This window comes from Pseudomonas sp. 30_B, from assembly GCF_017491605.1.
Taxonomy (GTDB): domain Bacteria; phylum Pseudomonadota; class Gammaproteobacteria; order Pseudomonadales; family Pseudomonadaceae; genus Pseudomonas.
The window spans coordinates 39538-55834 of sequence record NZ_JAFGYY010000019.1; the positions used below are offsets into that span (position 1 = coordinate 39538).

Sequence of the window (16297 nt, forward strand, 5' to 3'; positions counted from 1 at the left end):
ACCATGTTCGGTATCAGCTTCAGCGAACTGCTGCTGGTGGGCCTCGTCGCCCTGCTGGTGCTCGGCCCCGACCGCCTGCCGGGTGCCGCGCGCACCGCCGGCCTGTGGATCGGCCGGCTCAAGCGCAGCTTCAATGCCATCAAGACGGAAGTGGAGCGTGAGCTGGGTGCGGATGAAATCCGCCGCCAGTTGCACAACGAGCACATCCTGCAGATGGAGCAGGAAGCCAAGAAGCTGATGGCGCCGCTGACCGACCTGCAAGACCAGGCCCGGGAAGCCTTCAATCCGCAACAGCCGGCCCAGCCCGAAGGCCAGGGCACGCCGGCCGAGCCGCCCGCGGCGCCGAGCATCGCGCCCAACAGCCGCCTGAACAACCTGCCGGGCATGGGCCTTGCGCCCACCGCCAGCCCGGAAGCGGCCCCCGCCGCACCGGCCGAGCCGACTGCCGCGCCCCAGGCGCCGCAACCGAGCCAGCCGCCCGCTTCGTCCGAGACGCCGCGTAACCCATGAGCGCCGAAAAACCCGACCAGCCCGAAAACGACCAGGAAATGCCCCTGGTCTCGCACCTGACCGAGCTGCGTACGCGCCTGCTGCGCTGCGTGATCGCGATCTTCGTGATCTTCATCGGCCTCTTGTACTTCTCGCAGAAGATCTACGCCCTGGCCTCCGAGCCGCTGCGGCGCTTCCTGCCCGAAGGCGCGACCATGATCGCCATCGACCCGGCATCGGCCTTCCTCGCGCCGCTGAAGCTGACCATGATCGTCGCCGTGCTGCTCGCCATGCCGGTGATCCTCGGCCAGGTCTGGGGCTTCATCGCCCCGGGGCTGTACAAGCATGAGAAGCGCGTCGCCCTGCCGCTGCTGGCCTCCAGCATCGTGCTGTTCTACGCCGGCATGGCCTTCGCCTACTTCCTGGTATTCCCGTTGATGTTCCACTTCTTCCTCGGCCAGGCCCCGGAAGGGGTGACGCCGATGACCGACATCAACAGCTACCTGGACTTCCTCACCCTGCTGTTCGCCTTCGGCGTGGCCTTCGAGATTCCCGTGGCCACCGTGCTGCTGGTGTGGATCGGGGTGGTCGACGTGGCCTACCTGAAGAAGATCCGCCCCTACGTGATCATCGGCTGCTTCGTGGTCGGCATGATCCTCACCCCGCCGGACCCGATGTCGCAGACCCTGCTGGCGGTGCCGATGTGGATGCTGTTCGAGGCCGGCGTGCTGTTCAGCCACCTGATCCGCAAACGCGGGCCGGAAACCGAAGAAGACCCATCCAAGGGCGACCAGCCGCCGGCGACCCGCCCGTGAACCTGCTGCTGCTCGACGACGCCGACTTCGTTGCGGCGGATCGCGTGATCCTGCGTGACCGCCGCCTGACTCACATGCAGGAAGTCCACCGCGCCGAAAGCGGCGACCGCCTGCGTGTCGGCCGCCTCGGCGGCCTGATGGGCGAAGGCCGCCTGCTGCGCCTGGACGCCAACGAAGCCGAGTTGCAGGTCAGCTTCGACCAGGCCCCGCCGGCCAAGCTGCCGCTCACCCTGCTGCTCGCCCTGCCCCGCCCGAAAATGCTCCGCCGCGTGCTGCAGACCGTCGCCGCCATGGGCGTTCCGCGCCTGGTACTGCTCAACAGCTACCGGGTGGAAAAGAGCTTCTGGCAGACCCCCTTCCTCGAACCCGACGCGGTGCGCGAGCAACTGATCCTCGGCCTCGAGCAGGCCCGCGACACCGTGCTGCCCGAGGTGATCATCGAGAAGCGCTTCAAGCCCTTCGTCGAGGATCGCCTGCCGGCCATGGCAGCGGGCAGCCTCGGCCTGATCGGCCATCCCGGTCCCTGGCCGGAGTGCCCGCGGGCGCTGACGGAGCCCGTCACCCTGGCGATCGGCCCGGAGGGCGGCTGGATTCCCTACGAGGTGGAAAAACTCCGCGAAGCCGGCCTCGCCCCGGTCCAGCTCGGCGAGCGCATCCTGCGCGTCGAAACCGCCGTCACCGCACTCCTGGCGCGCCTGTTCTAAGCCGGAAACCATGCGGTTTCCGGCTTGAACCGCCAGTCAGAAAATATCCACCAGACGCTTCAGTTCCCGCCCCTGGCGCCGATACCTGCGATACCGGTCGTTCCCACTCTGCGCATTCCCTGCTCAGCCATGCGTACCGGCCCTGTTCATCGCTGGAGCCCCGCCGCCATGTTCCGCTGGTTCAACAACCTCAGTGTCAAACTCAAACTCGCCGCAGGCTTCGGCCTGGTGCTGCTGCTCACCTTGCTGATCGCCCTCACCGGCTGGATCAACCTGAGCAACGTGATCAACCGGGGCGACAAGCTCGGCGAGATTTCCGAACTGGTGGCGGGCGCCAAGGACCTGCGCATTGCCCGTCTGAAGTTCCAGTCCACCCGTGCGCCGGAAGACGCCAAGCTGGTGGTCGACGCCCTGGACCAGCTGGAGCAGCGCCAAAAGGCTATCTCCGCCAAGTTCAGCGAGGCACAGGACCGTCGCAAGCTGGACCAGCAGCAAGAACTGCTCACGGAGTACCGCCGGCTGTATGACGAACTGCTGAAGTCCTTCGCCGCCCGCGATGCCGCCAAGCAGAACCTGATCCACAATGCCGCGCTGATCACCGGCGGCCTGGAGAAGGCCGAACAGAAACTGGTCGCCAGCAGCAGCCTCGAGTCGCCCCGGCAACTGCAGGCGCTGGCCAGCCTGGGCCGCCAGGTGATGGCGGCGCGCTTCCAGGTACTCGCCTACACCAGCGTCGACAATCCCGCGCTGGAGCAGACCGCTGTCAATGGCCTCCAGCAGGCCACCCAGGCCGTGCAGGCAGGCATGCAGAGCGCTCCGGCCGACCTGGCCACCGACTACCAGAGCGCCCTCGACGCCCTGGCGGCCTATCGGGCGGCGCTCGACACCTATCGCAACGAGGTCAACGCCAGTCAGTCCGCCCGTGACCGCATGCGCGACAGCGGGGTCCAGATCGAGAAGATCAGCAACGAACTCACCGTCAGCGAAACCGCCAAGCGCGACGCCGGCGTCGCCCAGGCCAAGACCCTGCTGGGCCTGGCCACACTGATCGCCCTGGTGCTCGGGCTGATTGCCGCGTGGATCATCACCGGGCAGATCGTCAATCCGCTGCGCGAGGTACTGGGCCACGCCGAACGCATTGCCGACGGCGACCTCTCCCGCGACATCCCCACCAGCCGCTCCGACGAACTGGGTCAGTTGCAGAAGAGCATGCAGCGCATGAACCTGTCGCTGCGCGAGCTGATCGGCCGCATTCACGACGGCGTGACGCAGATCGCCAGCGCGGCCGAGGAGCTGTCCGCGGTCACCGAGCAGACCAGCGCCGGGGTGAACAACCAGAAGAGCGAGACCGACCAGGTCGCCACCGCCATGAACGAAATGGCCGCCACCGTGCAGGAGGTTGCGCGCAACGCCGAGGAAGCCTCCGAGGCCGCCTCCACCGCCGACCGCCAGGCCCGCGACGGCGAAGGCGCGGTCAACGAAGCGGTCGGGCAGATGGACCGCCTGGCCGGCGAAGTCGACCGCTCCAACGAGTCGGTGCTCAAGCTCAAGCGCGAAAGCGAGAAGATCGGCAGCGTGCTGGACGTGATCAAGGCCGTGGCCGAGCAGACCAACCTGCTGGCGCTCAATGCCGCCATCGAGGCCGCTCGCGCCGGCGATGCCGGCCGTGGCTTCGCCGTGGTGGCCGATGAAGTGCGTGCCCTGGCGCAGCGCACCCAGTCCTCCACCGAGGAGATCGAAGAGCTGATCGCCGGCCTGCAGAGCGGCACCCAGCAGGCCGTGCAGATGATGGAGACCAGCCGCGAGCTGACCGTCAGCACCGTCGACCTGACCCGCCGCGCCGGCGAGCGCTTGGGCGCGATCACCCGCACCGTGTCGACCATCCAGTCGATGAACCAGCAGATCGCCGCCGCCTCCGAGCAGCAGAGCGCCGTAGCCGAGGAGATCAACCGCAGCGTGATGAACGTGCGCGACATCTCCGAGCAGACCGCCGCCGCCAGCGAGGAAACCGCCGCCTCCAGCATGGAGCTGGCGCGCCTGGGCAACGAGCTGCAGGTGCTGGTCAGCCGCTTCCGCGTCTGATCGCCAACCGGATGGAAAAGGCCCGCGCAATGCGGGCCTTTTTCTTTTCGTAGGGCGTACAACCGTTCGCGGTTGTACGCCGATACACCGTGATCCTGAGTTGGCGCAGGGGTGAGTTCGAAGCGCCCGGTGACAGGTTCCCCGGTTGAAGTCCTTCCGGCCGGATGACAAGGCCAAGCGGCGTATAACGTCGAACGTTATACGCCCTACGCTCCTGTGGAAGCGGTTCGCGAGCAAGTTCGCTCCCACAAGGGCGTATCGTGACCATTTTCATCCTTTAGTTTCCAAAACAGCCGCCGATACCCTCTGACGCACACAGATGCGTCCCGAGAAAAAACCGCCCCATCTGCCTCCTCCCGATCCTCCCTGCCCCGGGCCGTCGATCCCGTGGCGAAGCCTTTCTGGAGCTTTCGACATGTACGATTGGTTAGTAGTCCAGCTGGGACGTCTGAACGTCAGCCTCAAGCTTGTGGTGGGATTCGGCATCCTCCTGTTCCTCACCCTGCTGGTCCTGCTCGGCGGCCTGCGCAGCCTGGACAACCAGGCCCGGCGCGGCGAACAACTGGCGGCCCTCACCGAACTGAGCAATCTCGGCCAGCAAGCCAACCTCGCCCGCCTGCAATTCGAACTGGGTGGCGACCGTGCCCAGGCCGAGCGGGTCGAGCAGTACAGCTCGAAGATGCTCGCGCTGATCGAGCGGCGCCTGAGCGGCAGCGACATCGACGCAGCGCAGCTGAGTGCGGCGCGCCAGGCGGTGGCCGACTACCGTGCGGCCTTCAACGGCCTGAGCCGCTCCGGCGTCACCGCCACGCAGCAGGCGCGCCAGGAGCTGGACGACGCCAGCCAGGCAATGCTCCGCGCCAGCACCCGCCTGTACGACGATACCCTCCAGCGCAACAGCGAGGAGACCGCCGCAGCCAAGACCCGGCTGATCCTCATCGCGGTCCTCGCCCTGGCCTTCGGCCTGCTCTCCGGCTGGGCCATCAACCGGCAGATCGTCCGCCCGCTGCATGAGGCGCTGGAGCTGGCCGAGTACATCGCAGAAGGCGACCTGTCCCGGGGCCTGGCGCGCGACCTGAACCTGCAGCGCCCCGATGAGCTGGGGCAGCTGCAACGCGTCATGCTGCGCATGCGCGAGAACCTGGCGCGGCTGATCGGCCAGCTCGGCGGCAACGTCGGGCAACTGGCCACGGCCGCCGACGAACTCTCCGCCGTCACCGAGCAGACCCGCGCCGGGGTCAATGCCCAGCGCGTGGAAACCGAGCAGGTGGCCAGCGCCATCCACGAGATGGCCGCCACCGTGCAGGAAGTCGCGCGCAACGCCGAGCAGGCCTCCCTCGCCGCCCGGCAGGCGGACCAGCAGGCCCGCCAGGGCGACCAGGTGGTGCGCGATGCGGTGGCGCAGATCGACCGCCTGGCCAGCGAGGTGGATCGCTCCGCCGAGGCCATGGAGTCGCTGCGCCAGGAAAGCGACAAGATCGGCAGCGTGCTGGACGTGATCAAGTCGGTGGCCGAACAGACCAACCTGCTGGCGCTCAACGCCGCCATCGAGGCGGCCCGCGCTGGTGAGGCCGGGCGCGGTTTTGCCGTGGTGGCCGACGAGGTGCGCGGGCTGGCCAAGCGCACCCAGCAGTCCACCGCCGAGATCGAGGGCCTGATCGCCGGCCTGCAGCGCGGCGCCCAGGAAGCGGTGGCGCGCATGGACGACAGCCGCCGCCTGACCGGCAGCTCGGTGCAGCTGACCCGCCGCGCCGGCGAGGCGCTGGGCGAGATCGCCCGTACCGTGGCCGACATCCAGGGCATGAACCTGCAGATCGCCTCCGCCGCCGAACAGCAGAGCAGCGTGGCCGAGGAGATCAACCGCAGCGTGGTGCAGGTGCGCGAGATCGCCGAGCAGTCCGCCGCCGCCAGCGAACAGACCGCCAGTTCCAGCACCGAACTGGCGCGCCTGGGCAACGAGCTGCAAGTGCAGGTGGGCCGCTTCCGCCTGTGATCCCTGAACCGGTCAGTGCGCCCGCGCCGGCCGACAAGGGCAGGACAGTTGTCATGCGCATGGCGTAGGATCGGTCACTCGCCATATAGGGAGAGTGACCATGCGCCCGCTGACCATCGACCTCGACGAACTGGCCTTCGCGCTCGATACCCAGGGTATCGATCACTACCTGGACCTGTTCAGCGGCCAGGTGCTGCTGATCCCCGAAGACGACCCGGACCCCGAGCTGGCCGAACTGCTGCACCGCGAGCCGGAACGCCTGCTGCCCATCGAACCGCTGAGCAGCGGCCAGTCGCTGGAGCTGATGCGCGATTTCCTGCGCGACGTGCCCGATCCCCACGCCTATTCCGCCCTGGCCAATGCCATCGAGGGACGCAAGCCGTTCAAGGCCTTCCGTCATGTGCTGATGGGCTATCCGGAGCTGCTCCAGGCCTGGTACGCATACCAGGCCGAGCGCCTGCGCGAGTGTGCGCTGGACTGGCTGGCGGATAACCACATTCAGCCGGCGACGCGGAGTGCCATGTTGTAGTTGGCAATGCCCCCACGCCGAGCCTCGATGTAGGGCGGCGCAGATCGTCGGGGTTCGCGCAGGAGTTCCCCTGTAGGAGCGGGCCATGCCCGCGATCGCGCCCATGGGGCGCTCCTACAGGTCAGCCCCGCAGCCCCCCGTAGGAGCGGACTCCGTCCGCGATTGGCCGCCCCCGCGTATCCCGCACAAACAAAAACGCCGCCCCGAGGGGCGGCGTTTTCATTTTCCAACCAGTAACGATCAGCCTTGCGGCGCCTCGTTGGAGATCGGCTTGGCTTGCGCCGCGCTTTCGCTCCAGCCGCCACCGAGGGCCTTGTACAGGTTGACCTCGCTGGTCAGCTGGTTCAGGCGGTCGCTGATCAGCTGCTGCTGGGCGCTGTACAGCGAGCGCTGGGCATCGAGCAGGGTCAGGTAGTTGTCCACCCCGGTGCGGTAGCGATGATCGGCCAGGCGATAGTAGCGGTCGCTGGCGTCCACCAGCGCCCGCTGCGCCTGCAGCTGCTCGCCGAAGGTACCGCGGGCGGCGAGGCCGTCGGCGACTTCGGAGAAGGCCGTCTGGATGGCTTTCTCGTACTGCGCCACGTTGATGTCCTTCTGCACCTTGGCCAGGTCCAGGCTGGCCTGCAGTGCACCGGCGTTGAAGATCGGCAGGCTGATGGACGGCTGGAACAACCAGCTGCCGGAACCGCCGTCGAACAGCCCGGAAAGGTCCGGGCTCAGGCTGCCGGCATTGGCGGTCAGGCTGATACGCGGGAAGAACGCCGCACGCGCCGCGCCGATGTTGGCGTTGGCGGCCTTGAGCTGGAGCTCGGCCTGGATGATGTCCGGGCGACGTTGCAGCAGGTCGGACGGCAGGCCCGCCGGTACGGTGGCCAGCAGGTCGTCGGACAGATCGCCGCCCTTGGGCAGGTCGGCCGGCAGGCCGGAGCCGAGCAGCAGCACCAGGGCGTTCTGGTCCTGGGCGACCAGGCGCGTGTACTGCGTCGAGATCGCGCGGGCACGCTCCACCGAGGTCTGCGCCTGGGCCAGGTCCAGTGCCGAGGCGGCACCCACCTCGTGGCTGCGCTTGGTCAGGTCGTAGCTTTTCTGGTAGGTCGCCAGGGTGTTGCGGGCCAGCTCCAGCTGGGCCTGGTCGGCACGCAGCGTCAGGTAGGCGTTGGCGACGTTGGCCACCAGGCTGGTCTGGGTGCTGCGGCGCGCCTGTTCACTGGCGAAGTAGGTTTCCAGCGCCTGGTCGCGCAGGGCACGCAGGCGGCCGAACAGGTCGACTTCCCAGGCGGTGACGCCCAGAGTCGCGCCGTACTGGCTGGTGATGGTCGAATGACCGGTCTGCGACAGATCGCCCGGCACGTGCTGGCGCGAGCCGCTGGCGTTGGCATCTACCGCCGGGAACAGGTCGGCCCGCTGGATGCGGTACTGCGCCCGGTAGGCTTCGATGTTCAACGCGGCGACGCGCAGGTCGCGGTTGTTCTCCAGCGACACTTCGACCAGACGCTGCAGCTGCGGGTCCTTGAAGAACTCGCGCCAGCCGATGTCAGCGCCGGCGTTGGCCGGTTTCGCCGCATCGTAGGCTTCGCCCTGCGGGTAGGCCGCGGCCACGGGCGCTTCGGGGCGCTCGTAGTCGGGGATCAGCGAGCAGCCGGACAACACGCCGGCGGCAATCGCAAGGGACAAGAGGGACTTTCTCATATCAATGGCCCTTCTCGGTGGCTTCCTGTTCCTTGGACGCGGCGTCCTTGAACAGGGTGCTCACCACCACATAGAACAACGGCACCCAGAAGATCGCCAGGACGGTCGCAGTGACCATGCCGCCGATCACGCCGGTACCAATCGCGTGCTGGCTGCCCGAGCCTGCACCGGAGGAAATCGCCAGCGGCACCACGCCGAGGATGAACGCCAGGGAGGTCATGACGATCGGACGCAGACGCATCCGGCACGCCTCGATGGCCGCATCGACGATGCGCTTGCCCTCGCGCTCGTGCAGCTCCTTGGCAAACTCCACGATGAGGATCGCGTTCTTCGCCGACAGGCCGATGGTCGTCAACAGGCCCACCTGGAAGAACACGTCGTTGGACAGGCCGCGCATGGAGGTCGCCAGCAGCGCACCGATCACACCCAGCGGCACCACCAGCATCACCGAGAACGGAATCGACCAGCTCTCGTACAGCGCCGCCAGGCACAGGAACACCACGATCAGCGACAGGGCATAGAGCGCCGGTGCCTGGGAGCCGGACAGGCGCTCCTCGTAGGACAGGCCGGTCCAGGCGTAGCCGACGCCCTTGGGCAGTTGCTGGACGATCTCCTCGACCGCCGCCATGGCCTCACCGGTACTGCGGCCCGGAGCCGGCTCACCGAGGATTTCCATGGCCGGCACGCCGTTGTAGCGCGCCAGCTTGGGCGAGCCGTAGCTCCACTCGCCGCTGGCGAAGGCACTGAACGGCACCATCGCACCCTTGTCGTTGCGCACATACCACTTCTCCAGGTCTTCCGGGCTCATCCGCGCATTCGGGCGCCCCTGCAGGTAGACCTTCTTCACCCGGCCACGATCGATGAAGTCGTTGACGTAGCTCGAACCCCAGGCGATGGACAGGGTGCTGTTGATGTCGGCGAGGGAGACACCCAGCGCGCTGGCCTTCTCGTCGTCGATCAGTAGCTTGTACTGCGGTTCGTCGTTCAGGCCGTTGGGACGCACGCGTTGCAGCGCCGGATGCTTCGCGGCAAGACCGAGGAACTGGTTGCGCGCCTGCATCAGCACGTCGTGACCGACGCCGGCCTGGTCCTGGAGGAAGATGTCGAAGCCCACGGCGTTACCCAGTTCGAGCACCGCCGGCGGGGCGAAGGCGAACACCATCGCATCCTTGAAGGTGAAGAAATGCTTCTGGGCGCGCTGGGCGAGGGCGAACACGCTGTTATCCGCGCCCGGACGCTCTTCCCACGGCTTGAGCATGATGAATGCCATGCCCGAGCTCTGGCCGCGGCCGGCGAAGTTGAAGCCGGTCACGGTGAACACCGAGGCCACCGAGCTGCTTTCCTTGTCCAGCAGGTACTCGCGCATGGAGTCCACCACCACCTGGGTACGCTCGGCGGACGAGCCGGCCGGGGTCTGTACCTGGGCGAACAGCACGCCCTGGTCCTCGTCGGGTAGGAACGCGGTGGGAATGCGGGTGAACAGGTAGACCATGCCGCCAAGAATCAGCACGTACATCAGCAGGTACGGGATGCGGTGCTTGAGAATCGACGACACGCCACGCTCGTAGCCGTGGGTGGTGGAGAGGAACATGCGGTTGAACCAGCCGAAGAAACCGCGCTTGTGCTCGCCGTGGTCGCCCTTCTCGATGGGCTTGAGCATGGTGGCGCAGAGCGCCGGGGTCAGGATCAGCGCCACCAGCACCGACAGGGCCATGGCCGAGACGATGGTGATGGAGAACTGGCGGTAGATCACCCCGGTGGAGCCGCCGAAGAAGGCCATCGGCAGGAACACCGCCGAGAGCACCAGGGCGATACCCACCAGCGCGCCCTGGATCTGGCCCATGGACTTGCGCGCCGCTTCCTTGGGCGACAGGCCTTCCTCGGCCATCACCCGCTCGACGTTCTCCACCACCACGATGGCGTCGTCCACCAACAGGCCGATCGCCAGCACCATGCCGAACATGGTCAGGGTGTTGATCGAGAAACCGAAGGCGGCGAGCACGCCGAAGGTGCCCAGCAGGACCACCGGCACGGCGATCGTCGGGATCAGCGTGGCGCGGAAGTTCTGCAGGAACAGGTACATCACCAGGAACACCAGCAGGATCGCCTCGCCCAGGGTCTTCACCACCTCATGGATGGAGGCGGAGACCACCGGGGTGGTGTCGTACGGGTAGACGATCTTCATGCCCTGCGGGAAGAACGGCTCCAGGGTCTTCAGGGTGGAGCGGATCGCCTTGGCGGTATCCAGCGCGTTGGCGCCGGTGGCCAGCTTGATCGCGATACCCGAGGCCGGCTTGCCGTTGAACTGGGCGTTGATGCTGTAGTCCTGGCCGCCCAGGGCCACGTCGGCGACGTCCTTCAGGCGGACCTGGGAGCCGTCGGCGTTGACCCTGAGAAGAATCTCCTTGAACTGCTCGGCGCTCTGCAGGCGGGTCTTGCCGATGATGGTGGCGTTGAGCTGCTGGCCCTTGACCGCGGGCAGGCCGCCCAGCTGGCCGGAGGATATCTGCACGTTCTGCGCCTGGATCGCCGCCTTCACGTCGCCCGGGGTCATCTGGTAGCTGTTGAGCCTGGCCGGGTCCAGCCAGATGCGCATGGCGTACTGCGAACCGAACACCTGGAAGTCGCCCACACCGGCGGTCCGCGACAGCGGGTCCTGGATGTTGGAGACGATGTAGTTCGACAGGTCTTCCTTGGTCATGCTGCCGTCGGTGGAGACGACGCCGACCACCATCAGGAAGTTCTTCACCGCCTTGGTCACGCGGATGCCCTGCTGCTGCACTTCCTGCGGCAGGAGCGGCGTGGCCAGCTGCAGCTTGTTCTGCACCTGGACCTGGGCGATGTCAGGGCTGGTGCCCTGGTCGAAGGTCACGGTGATGGTCATGCTGCCGTCGGAGTTGGACTCCGAGGAGATGTAGCGCAGATGGTCGAGCCCGTTCATCTGCTGCTCGATCACCTGCACCACGGTGTCCTGCACCGTTTCGGCGGAGGCACCCGGGTAGGCGACCTGGATGGCGATGGCCGGCGGCGCAATGGCCGGGTACTGGTTCACCGGCAGCTTGAGGATCGACAGACCGCCCGCCAACATGATCACCAGGGCGATCACCCAGGCGAAGATGGGCCGGTCAATGAAAAACTTCGACATTACAAATCCCCTTGATTAACCCTGCTTGGCCGGCTGTGCGGCGGCGGGCTTGTCGGCGGCACCGGCGGTGGGCGCCACGTTCTTCGCGGGTACGGCCTTGGCCTGGGCGCCCGGCTGGACGAACTGCAGGCCTTCGGTGATCAGGCGGTCGCCGGGCTTCAGGCCCTCGCTGACCAGCCAGTAGGCGCCGACGGTGCGCTCGGCCTTGAGGGTGCGCTGCTCGACCTTGTCGCCAGCACCCAGCACCAGTGCGGTGGCCTGGCCACGGAAGTCGCGGGTCACGCCCTGCTGCGGCGCGAGGATGGCCTGCTTCTTCACGCCTTCCTGCAGCTGCGCATGGACGAACATGCCCGGCAGCAGCTCCTTGTTCGGGTTGGGGAAGATCGCGCGCACAGTGACCGAGCCGGTGCCCTGGTCGACCGAGACCTCGGAGAACTCCAGCTTGCCCTCGATCGGGTATTCCGAACCGTCTTCCAGGTACAGCTTGACCTTGGCGGCGTTGTCGCCGGCCTTCTCCAGCTGCCCGGCGGCCAGCTCGCGGCGCAGGCGGATCAGCGAGGTGGAGGGCTGGGTCACGTCGACGTAGATCGGGTCCAGCTGCTGCACGGTGGCCATCGCCGTGGCCTGGCCATTCTGTACCAGCGCGCCTTCGGTAACCGTGGAGCGGCCGATACGGCCGGAGATCGGCGAGTAGACCTTGGTGTAGCGCACGTTGATCTTGGCGCTGTCCACCGTGGCCTTGGCCTGCAGGTAGGCCGCCTGCGCGTCGGCGTACTGCTGCTTGCTCACCGCCTCGTCCTTCACCAGCTCGCGGTAGCGATCGGCCTGCTGCTGGGTGGAGACCAGGGTGGCCTCGGCGCTTTGCAGGGTGGCTTCATAAGTGGCCGGATCGATCTGGTACAGCTGCTGGCCTTCCTTGACGTCGCTGCCTTCCTTGAACAGGCGCTTGAGGATGATGCCGTTCACCTGCGGGCGAACTTCGGCGATGCGATAGGCAGTGGTCCGGCCGGGCAGCTCGGTGCTCAGAGCCACTTCCTGCGCCTGCAGGGTCACCACCCCGACTTCGGGGACCGGCTTCTCCTGCGGCGCCTGGCTCTTGTCACAGCCGGCAAGGGTGGCCATGGCGACGAGCAGGGCCGGAACCAGGGCGCGCATGGCTGGCTTTCGTTGCATATCGTTGTTCCTCATGAGCAAAACATCCGGGGGCGCCGTGCGTGCCGGTCCGGAAAAGCGGGCAAAAATACTTACGTTCAGTTCTGTTTGTAAACGTCCGAAAGCCTTGAGGGAAACCTACTGAAACGATTTAGCCGTTTGCCGATATCGCAGTAGGTTTCCCGCAAGGCGCAGGTCGTGCAGCACAAAGTTGATAACATCAACTAAAATACGAAAAAATGGTTGATCCAATCAACCGGATTTACATTCCGTTTACCGTGACCGCGCCAATGACCCACACCGTGAATCCCGAGCTGCCACAAGCCCTGAGGCTGGTTTTCGACCACCTGCGCGAAAGCGTTCAGGACCAGCTGTGCGCCGAGGGTATTGACCTTGCACCGCCGGATATCCGCCTGCTCGAGCTGATCGGCGCCGATGCCGGCCAGAGCCTGCAGACCCTGGGCCGCCGCCTGTGCCGCGACAAGGCACTGGTCACCCGCAAGATTCGCGAGATGGAAGCACTGGGGCTGGTCCGCCGCGAACGCAACCCCGGCGACCAACGCAGCTTCCAGCTGTTCCTCACCGAGGCCGGGCGGATCACCGAAGCGCGTACCCAGGCCATCCTCGCACGAACCCATGACGATCTGTTCGCGCCCCTCGACGACGCGCAGCAACAGCTGCTCACCCGCCTGCTCCAGCAGTGCCTGACCGGCCGCCCGGAGTAAGAACCTGCGAGATGAACAGGCTCCAAGGCGCACAAACGAAAACGCCGGCATTCGCCGGCGTTTTCGCAGTATCGCGTCTTACTGACGCACCCCTTCGACCGACAGGGTCAGCTCCACTTCCTGGGAAGCCGGGCCGAGGTCGCGCTGGATGTTGAAGTCCTTCAGTTTCAGGGTGGTGGTACCGATGAAGCCGGCGCGGTAGCCGCCCCACGGGTCGTCGCCCTGGCCAACCAGTTCGGCCTTGATGGTGACCGGCTTGGTCACGCCGTTCAGGGTCAGGTTGCCGGTGATCTCGGCGTTCTTGCCCTCGGCCTTCACGCCGGTGGACTCGAAGGTCGCGGTCGGGTTCTTGGCGACGTTGAGGAAGTCCGCGCTGCGCAGGTGCTTATCACGCTCGGCGTGGTTGGAGTTCACGCTGTTGGTGTTGATGGTGACCTTGACCTTGTCGGCGGCCGGGTTCTTCTCGTCGAAGGTGAAGGCGCCGTCGAAGTCGTCGAAGCGGCCATACAGCCAGCTGTAGCCCAGGTGCTTGATGCGGAACTCGATGAAGGCGTGCTGGCCTTCCTTGTCGATCTTGTAGTCCGCGGCCATGGCCTGGCCGGCGGAGAACAGCGCAGTGCCCAGGGCCAGCGCGGCGAAGGTCTTCTTCAGCATTGAACAATCTCCCTATGAGTGAGGTTTTTACTTCGCGGCGCGGCCGAGCATGCGGGTCAGCGTGGCGTCGCGATCGATGAAGTGATGTTTGAGGGCCGCCAGAGCGTGCAGCACGGCCAGCACCACCAGCGCCCAGGCCAGGTACAGGTGGATGACGCCCGCGACATCGGCCTGGTCGGGCAGCCCGCTCAGGGTGGCGGGCACGTCGAACCAGCCGAACACGCTGATCGGCTTACCTTCGGCGGTGGAGATCAGGTAGCCGGCGATCATTGCGGCGAACAACAGGACATACAGGGCGAGGTGGCCCAGCCTGGTCGCCTGGCGGGTCAGCTGGCCGTGGCTGGCCGGGGCCGGCGGCGGCGGGCTGACGAAGCGCCAGAGCAGGCGCAGGAACAGCGCGATGAGCAGCAGGATGCCGATGCCTTTGTGGATTTCCGGAGCGCGGTGGTACCAACTGTCGTAGTAGTCCAGCTCGCGCATCCACAGGCCCAGGCCGAACAGGCCGAAGACCACCAGCGCACTGCCCCAGTGCAGGAACAGGCTGACCAGTCCGTAGCGGGAGGGGGAATTACGCCATTGCATCGATCGACATCCTTGAAAAACGGAGGACCAAGACTAGCGGCAAATCCATCGAATAAAAGCGGAAAATCCTGCTTTGAAACATCGACACACAAGATAGATCGCCGGTGAAACGGGCGTGCCAGAGCCCGAAAACGACAATGCCGGCTTTCGCCGGCATTGTGGATGAAACACTTCCGATCAGAACGGCAGCCAGGACAGGATGCCCTTCTTCTCGCCCTTGGCGTCGCCGGGCTTGCTGCTCGAACCCGGAGTGGCCGCCTTGGTTTCCACGACCGGGGTCTTGCCGGCCTGCAGATCGCGCACCTGGCTCGCCGCGCGCTTGCCGCTGCGCAGTGCGCCTTCGATGGTGCCCGGATAGAGCGCATCGGTGTGCTCGCCGGCAAACGCCACACGGCCAACCGGACGCTCCCAGACGCGCCAGAAGCTGCTGACATCGCCCGGTCCATAAGTGACGTAGGAGCCGGCGGTGCCCGCATCGGTGCTGTAGCGGCGCATTTCATAGCCGTTGTAGGCGCCGCGCATCTTCGGGTAGTACTTGTTCATGCGGATCAGCACCTGCTCCAGCACCTGGCGGTCGCCGAAGGCCTGCATCACGCGGGCGTTGTCGCCGGACAGGTTGATCAGCACGTTGGCGCCGCCCTTGACCGCGGGCTCCACCCAGATCATGCCCAGGCCCTGGTCGCTGAAGATCTCGCCGGACAGACGGGTCTTGTCGTCCCATACCGGGCGCTTGAACTTCATCAGGATCTGGTCGCGCCAGGCATACGGCATGTTGGCAATCGAAGACTGCTGCTGTGCACTCAGGCCCGGGGTCATCGGGATCTTGCCGACAGCCGCGAGCGGAACGGTCAGCACCACGTAATCGGCGGAATAGCCCGTGGCACCGACCTTGACGGTCACGCCATCCTTGTCCTGGGTGATGCCGGTGACCTTGGCGTTGGTCTTGATGGTCTTGAGCTGCTTGGCGAAGGCCTCGGCCAGCGCCTGGCTGCCGCCGGGCAGGCGCGCCGCACGCATGTCGCGGTCATCGACGTTGCGATAGACGCGGCCCTGCTGGGCGAGGAACAGCAGCGACAGGCGCGAAGGCTCCTCGTAGCGGGACCGGATGCGCTGGTTGACCAGCAGGCGCGCAGTCGGCGACAGGTTCAGCTTGTCCAGCCAGCGGGCGACCGTCAGCGCGTCCAGGGCCTGGGTGGTCTTGGTCGCCAGCGGGTTGAGCGGATCGTCGATGGACGCCGAGAGGTCGTCCAGCGATTTCTCGAAGCGCTCGAGATCGGCGGCCACGGCCGGCATCTTCTCCTTGAGGTCGGCGCTGCTGTAGTAGACACCGTCGATCAGGTAGCTCGGGGTACGGACGAAGTCCGGTGCCGGCACCGATTTCACCTTCAGGGTATCCAGGTAGCCATTGAGGGTCGGCTGTACCTTGGTGTTGCCGATCCACTCGCTGGTGGCCAGCCCCGAACGGCCGCCCACCTGCGGCTTGGCTTCGAGCAGGGTGACCTGCCAGCCGGCCTGTTGCAGCTCGTAGGCCGAGGAAAGGCCGGCGAGACCGCCGCCGATCACGATGGCCGTCGGTTGTTTGTCCTTGCCCAGCGCCACCGCGCTGAACGCCCCCAGAGCGACCAGCGCAGCCGCGCGCAGCCATCCCATCTTCATCGACCAGATCCCCAGAAAAGTGCAAAGGCGCGAAGCATACGTGAGCGCCCGAAAACCGAATAGCTGTCTTGGTCGGCGAGCT

At 66.3% G+C, this 16297-nt stretch carries 13 protein-coding genes; 7 read left to right on the top strand and 6 right to left on the bottom strand.

The genetic code is table 11. The features are described 5' to 3' along the window. Positions 1–3 precede the first annotated feature (3 nt). From tatB to J5M67_RS19920, 6 genes are all read left to right on the top strand, one after another. Positions 4–510 carry a Sec-independent protein translocase protein TatB gene (tatB, locus tag J5M67_RS19895; RefSeq protein WP_207887040.1) on the top strand — a complete coding sequence of 169 codons (507 nt, stop codon included), beginning with the start codon at positions 4–6 and terminating at the stop codon, positions 508–510. Next, positions 507–1304: a twin-arginine translocase subunit TatC gene (gene tatC / locus J5M67_RS19900; RefSeq protein WP_207887041.1), complete on the top strand. Its 798-nt coding sequence runs from the start codon at positions 507–509 to the stop codon at positions 1302–1304. The genes tatB and tatC overlap by 4 nt, the downstream gene beginning before the upstream one ends. After that, entirely contained in the window at positions 1301–2008 is a 708-nt protein-coding gene (locus J5M67_RS19905) for a 16S rRNA (uracil(1498)-N(3))-methyltransferase (protein WP_207887042.1), read from the top strand. Before tatC ends, J5M67_RS19905 begins: the two co-directional genes overlap by 4 nt. 168 nt (positions 2009–2176) lie before the next feature. Beyond that, positions 2177–4090 carry a methyl-accepting chemotaxis protein gene (locus J5M67_RS19910; RefSeq protein WP_207887043.1) on the top strand — a complete coding sequence of 638 codons (1914 nt, stop codon included), beginning with the start codon at positions 2177–2179 and terminating at the stop codon, positions 4088–4090. Positions 4091–4505: 415 nt separating this feature from the next. Beyond that, positions 4506–6083 carry a methyl-accepting chemotaxis protein gene (locus J5M67_RS19915; protein ID WP_207887044.1) on the top strand — a complete coding sequence of 526 codons (1578 nt, stop codon included), beginning with the start codon at positions 4506–4508 and terminating at the stop codon, positions 6081–6083. A gap of 100 nt (positions 6084–6183) precedes the next feature. Further along, positions 6184–6612, top strand: a complete 429-nt coding sequence (locus tag J5M67_RS19920; protein ID WP_207887045.1) for a UPF0158 family protein — start codon at positions 6184–6186, stop codon at positions 6610–6612. Between the two features lie 240 nt (positions 6613–6852). On the opposite strand, the gene J5M67_RS19925 is transcribed toward J5M67_RS19920, so the two are convergent. The 3 genes from J5M67_RS19925 to mexA are packed head-to-tail and all read right to left on the bottom strand — an operon-like array spanning position 6853 to position 12619. Then, the gene (locus J5M67_RS19925; protein WP_207887046.1) at positions 6853–8301 is read right to left on the bottom strand and encodes an AdeC/AdeK/OprM family multidrug efflux complex outer membrane factor; all 1449 of its coding nucleotides are present in this window, start codon (positions 8299–8301) and stop codon (positions 6853–6855) included. A 1-nt stretch (position 8302) separates the two neighbouring features. Continuing rightward, positions 8303–11446, bottom strand: a complete 3144-nt coding sequence (locus J5M67_RS19930; protein ID WP_207887047.1) for an efflux RND transporter permease subunit — start codon at positions 11444–11446, stop codon at positions 8303–8305. A 15-nt stretch (positions 11447–11461) separates the two neighbouring features. Next, positions 11462–12619, bottom strand: coding sequence for a multidrug efflux RND transporter periplasmic adaptor subunit MexA (mexA, locus tag J5M67_RS19935; protein ID WP_207887048.1), 1158 nt, complete (start codon positions 12617–12619; stop codon positions 11462–11464). A gap of 269 nt (positions 12620–12888) precedes the next feature. Between mexA and J5M67_RS19940 the strand changes: the two genes are divergently transcribed. Then, positions 12889–13323, top strand: coding sequence for a MarR family transcriptional regulator (locus J5M67_RS19940; RefSeq protein ID WP_207887049.1), 435 nt, complete (start codon positions 12889–12891; stop codon positions 13321–13323). Positions 13324–13401: 78 nt separating this feature from the next. Here the strand turns inward: J5M67_RS19940 and J5M67_RS19945 are convergent, their stop codons facing one another. The 3 genes from J5M67_RS19945 to J5M67_RS19955 form a co-directional block, all read right to left on the bottom strand. Further along, the gene (locus J5M67_RS19945; RefSeq protein ID WP_207887050.1) at positions 13402–13977 is read right to left on the bottom strand and encodes a YceI family protein; all 576 of its coding nucleotides are present in this window, start codon (positions 13975–13977) and stop codon (positions 13402–13404) included. Positions 13978–14004: 27 nt separating this feature from the next. After that, positions 14005–14559 (bottom strand): cytochrome b, encoded by a 555-nt coding sequence (locus J5M67_RS19950; RefSeq protein ID WP_207887051.1) that lies wholly within the window; start codon positions 14557–14559, stop codon positions 14005–14007. 177 nt (positions 14560–14736) lie between these two features. After that, complete coding sequence (locus J5M67_RS19955) at positions 14737–16215, bottom strand: flavin monoamine oxidase family protein (RefSeq protein WP_207887052.1); 1479 nt, start codon at positions 16213–16215, stop codon at positions 14737–14739. Positions 16216–16297: the final 82 nt, after the last annotated feature.

What these genes read in the sequence shown, in the direction of transcription:
- tatB (WP_207887040.1), top strand. Translation starts at nt 4, where the DNA reads ATGTTCGGTATCAGCTTCAGCGAACTGCTGCTGGTGGGCCTCGTCGCC.
- J5M67_RS19945 (WP_207887050.1), bottom strand. Translation starts at nt 13,977, where the DNA reads ATGCTGAAGAAGACCTTCGCCGCGCTGGCCCTGGGCACTGCGCTGTTC.
- J5M67_RS19920 (WP_207887045.1), top strand. Translation starts at nt 6,184, where the DNA reads ATGCGCCCGCTGACCATCGACCTCGACGAACTGGCCTTCGCGCTCGAT.
- J5M67_RS19950 (WP_207887051.1), bottom strand. Translation starts at nt 14,559, where the DNA reads ATGCAATGGCGTAATTCCCCCTCCCGCTACGGACTGGTCAGCCTGTTC.
- J5M67_RS19955 (WP_207887052.1), bottom strand. Translation starts at nt 16,215, where the DNA reads ATGAAGATGGGATGGCTGCGCGCGGCTGCGCTGGTCGCTCTGGGGGCG.
- J5M67_RS19925 (WP_207887046.1), bottom strand. Translation starts at nt 8,301, where the DNA reads ATGAGAAAGTCCCTCTTGTCCCTTGCGATTGCCGCCGGCGTGTTGTCC.
- J5M67_RS19940 (WP_207887049.1), top strand. Translation starts at nt 12,889, where the DNA reads ATGACCCACACCGTGAATCCCGAGCTGCCACAAGCCCTGAGGCTGGTT.
- mexA (WP_207887048.1), bottom strand. Translation starts at nt 12,619, where the DNA reads ATGCAACGAAAGCCAGCCATGCGCGCCCTGGTTCCGGCCCTGCTCGTC.
- J5M67_RS19930 (WP_207887047.1), bottom strand. Translation starts at nt 11,446, where the DNA reads ATGTCGAAGTTTTTCATTGACCGGCCCATCTTCGCCTGGGTGATCGCC.
- J5M67_RS19915 (WP_207887044.1), top strand. Translation starts at nt 4,506, where the DNA reads ATGTACGATTGGTTAGTAGTCCAGCTGGGACGTCTGAACGTCAGCCTC.
- J5M67_RS19910 (WP_207887043.1), top strand. Translation starts at nt 2,177, where the DNA reads ATGTTCCGCTGGTTCAACAACCTCAGTGTCAAACTCAAACTCGCCGCA.
- tatC (WP_207887041.1), top strand. Translation starts at nt 507, where the DNA reads ATGAGCGCCGAAAAACCCGACCAGCCCGAAAACGACCAGGAAATGCCC.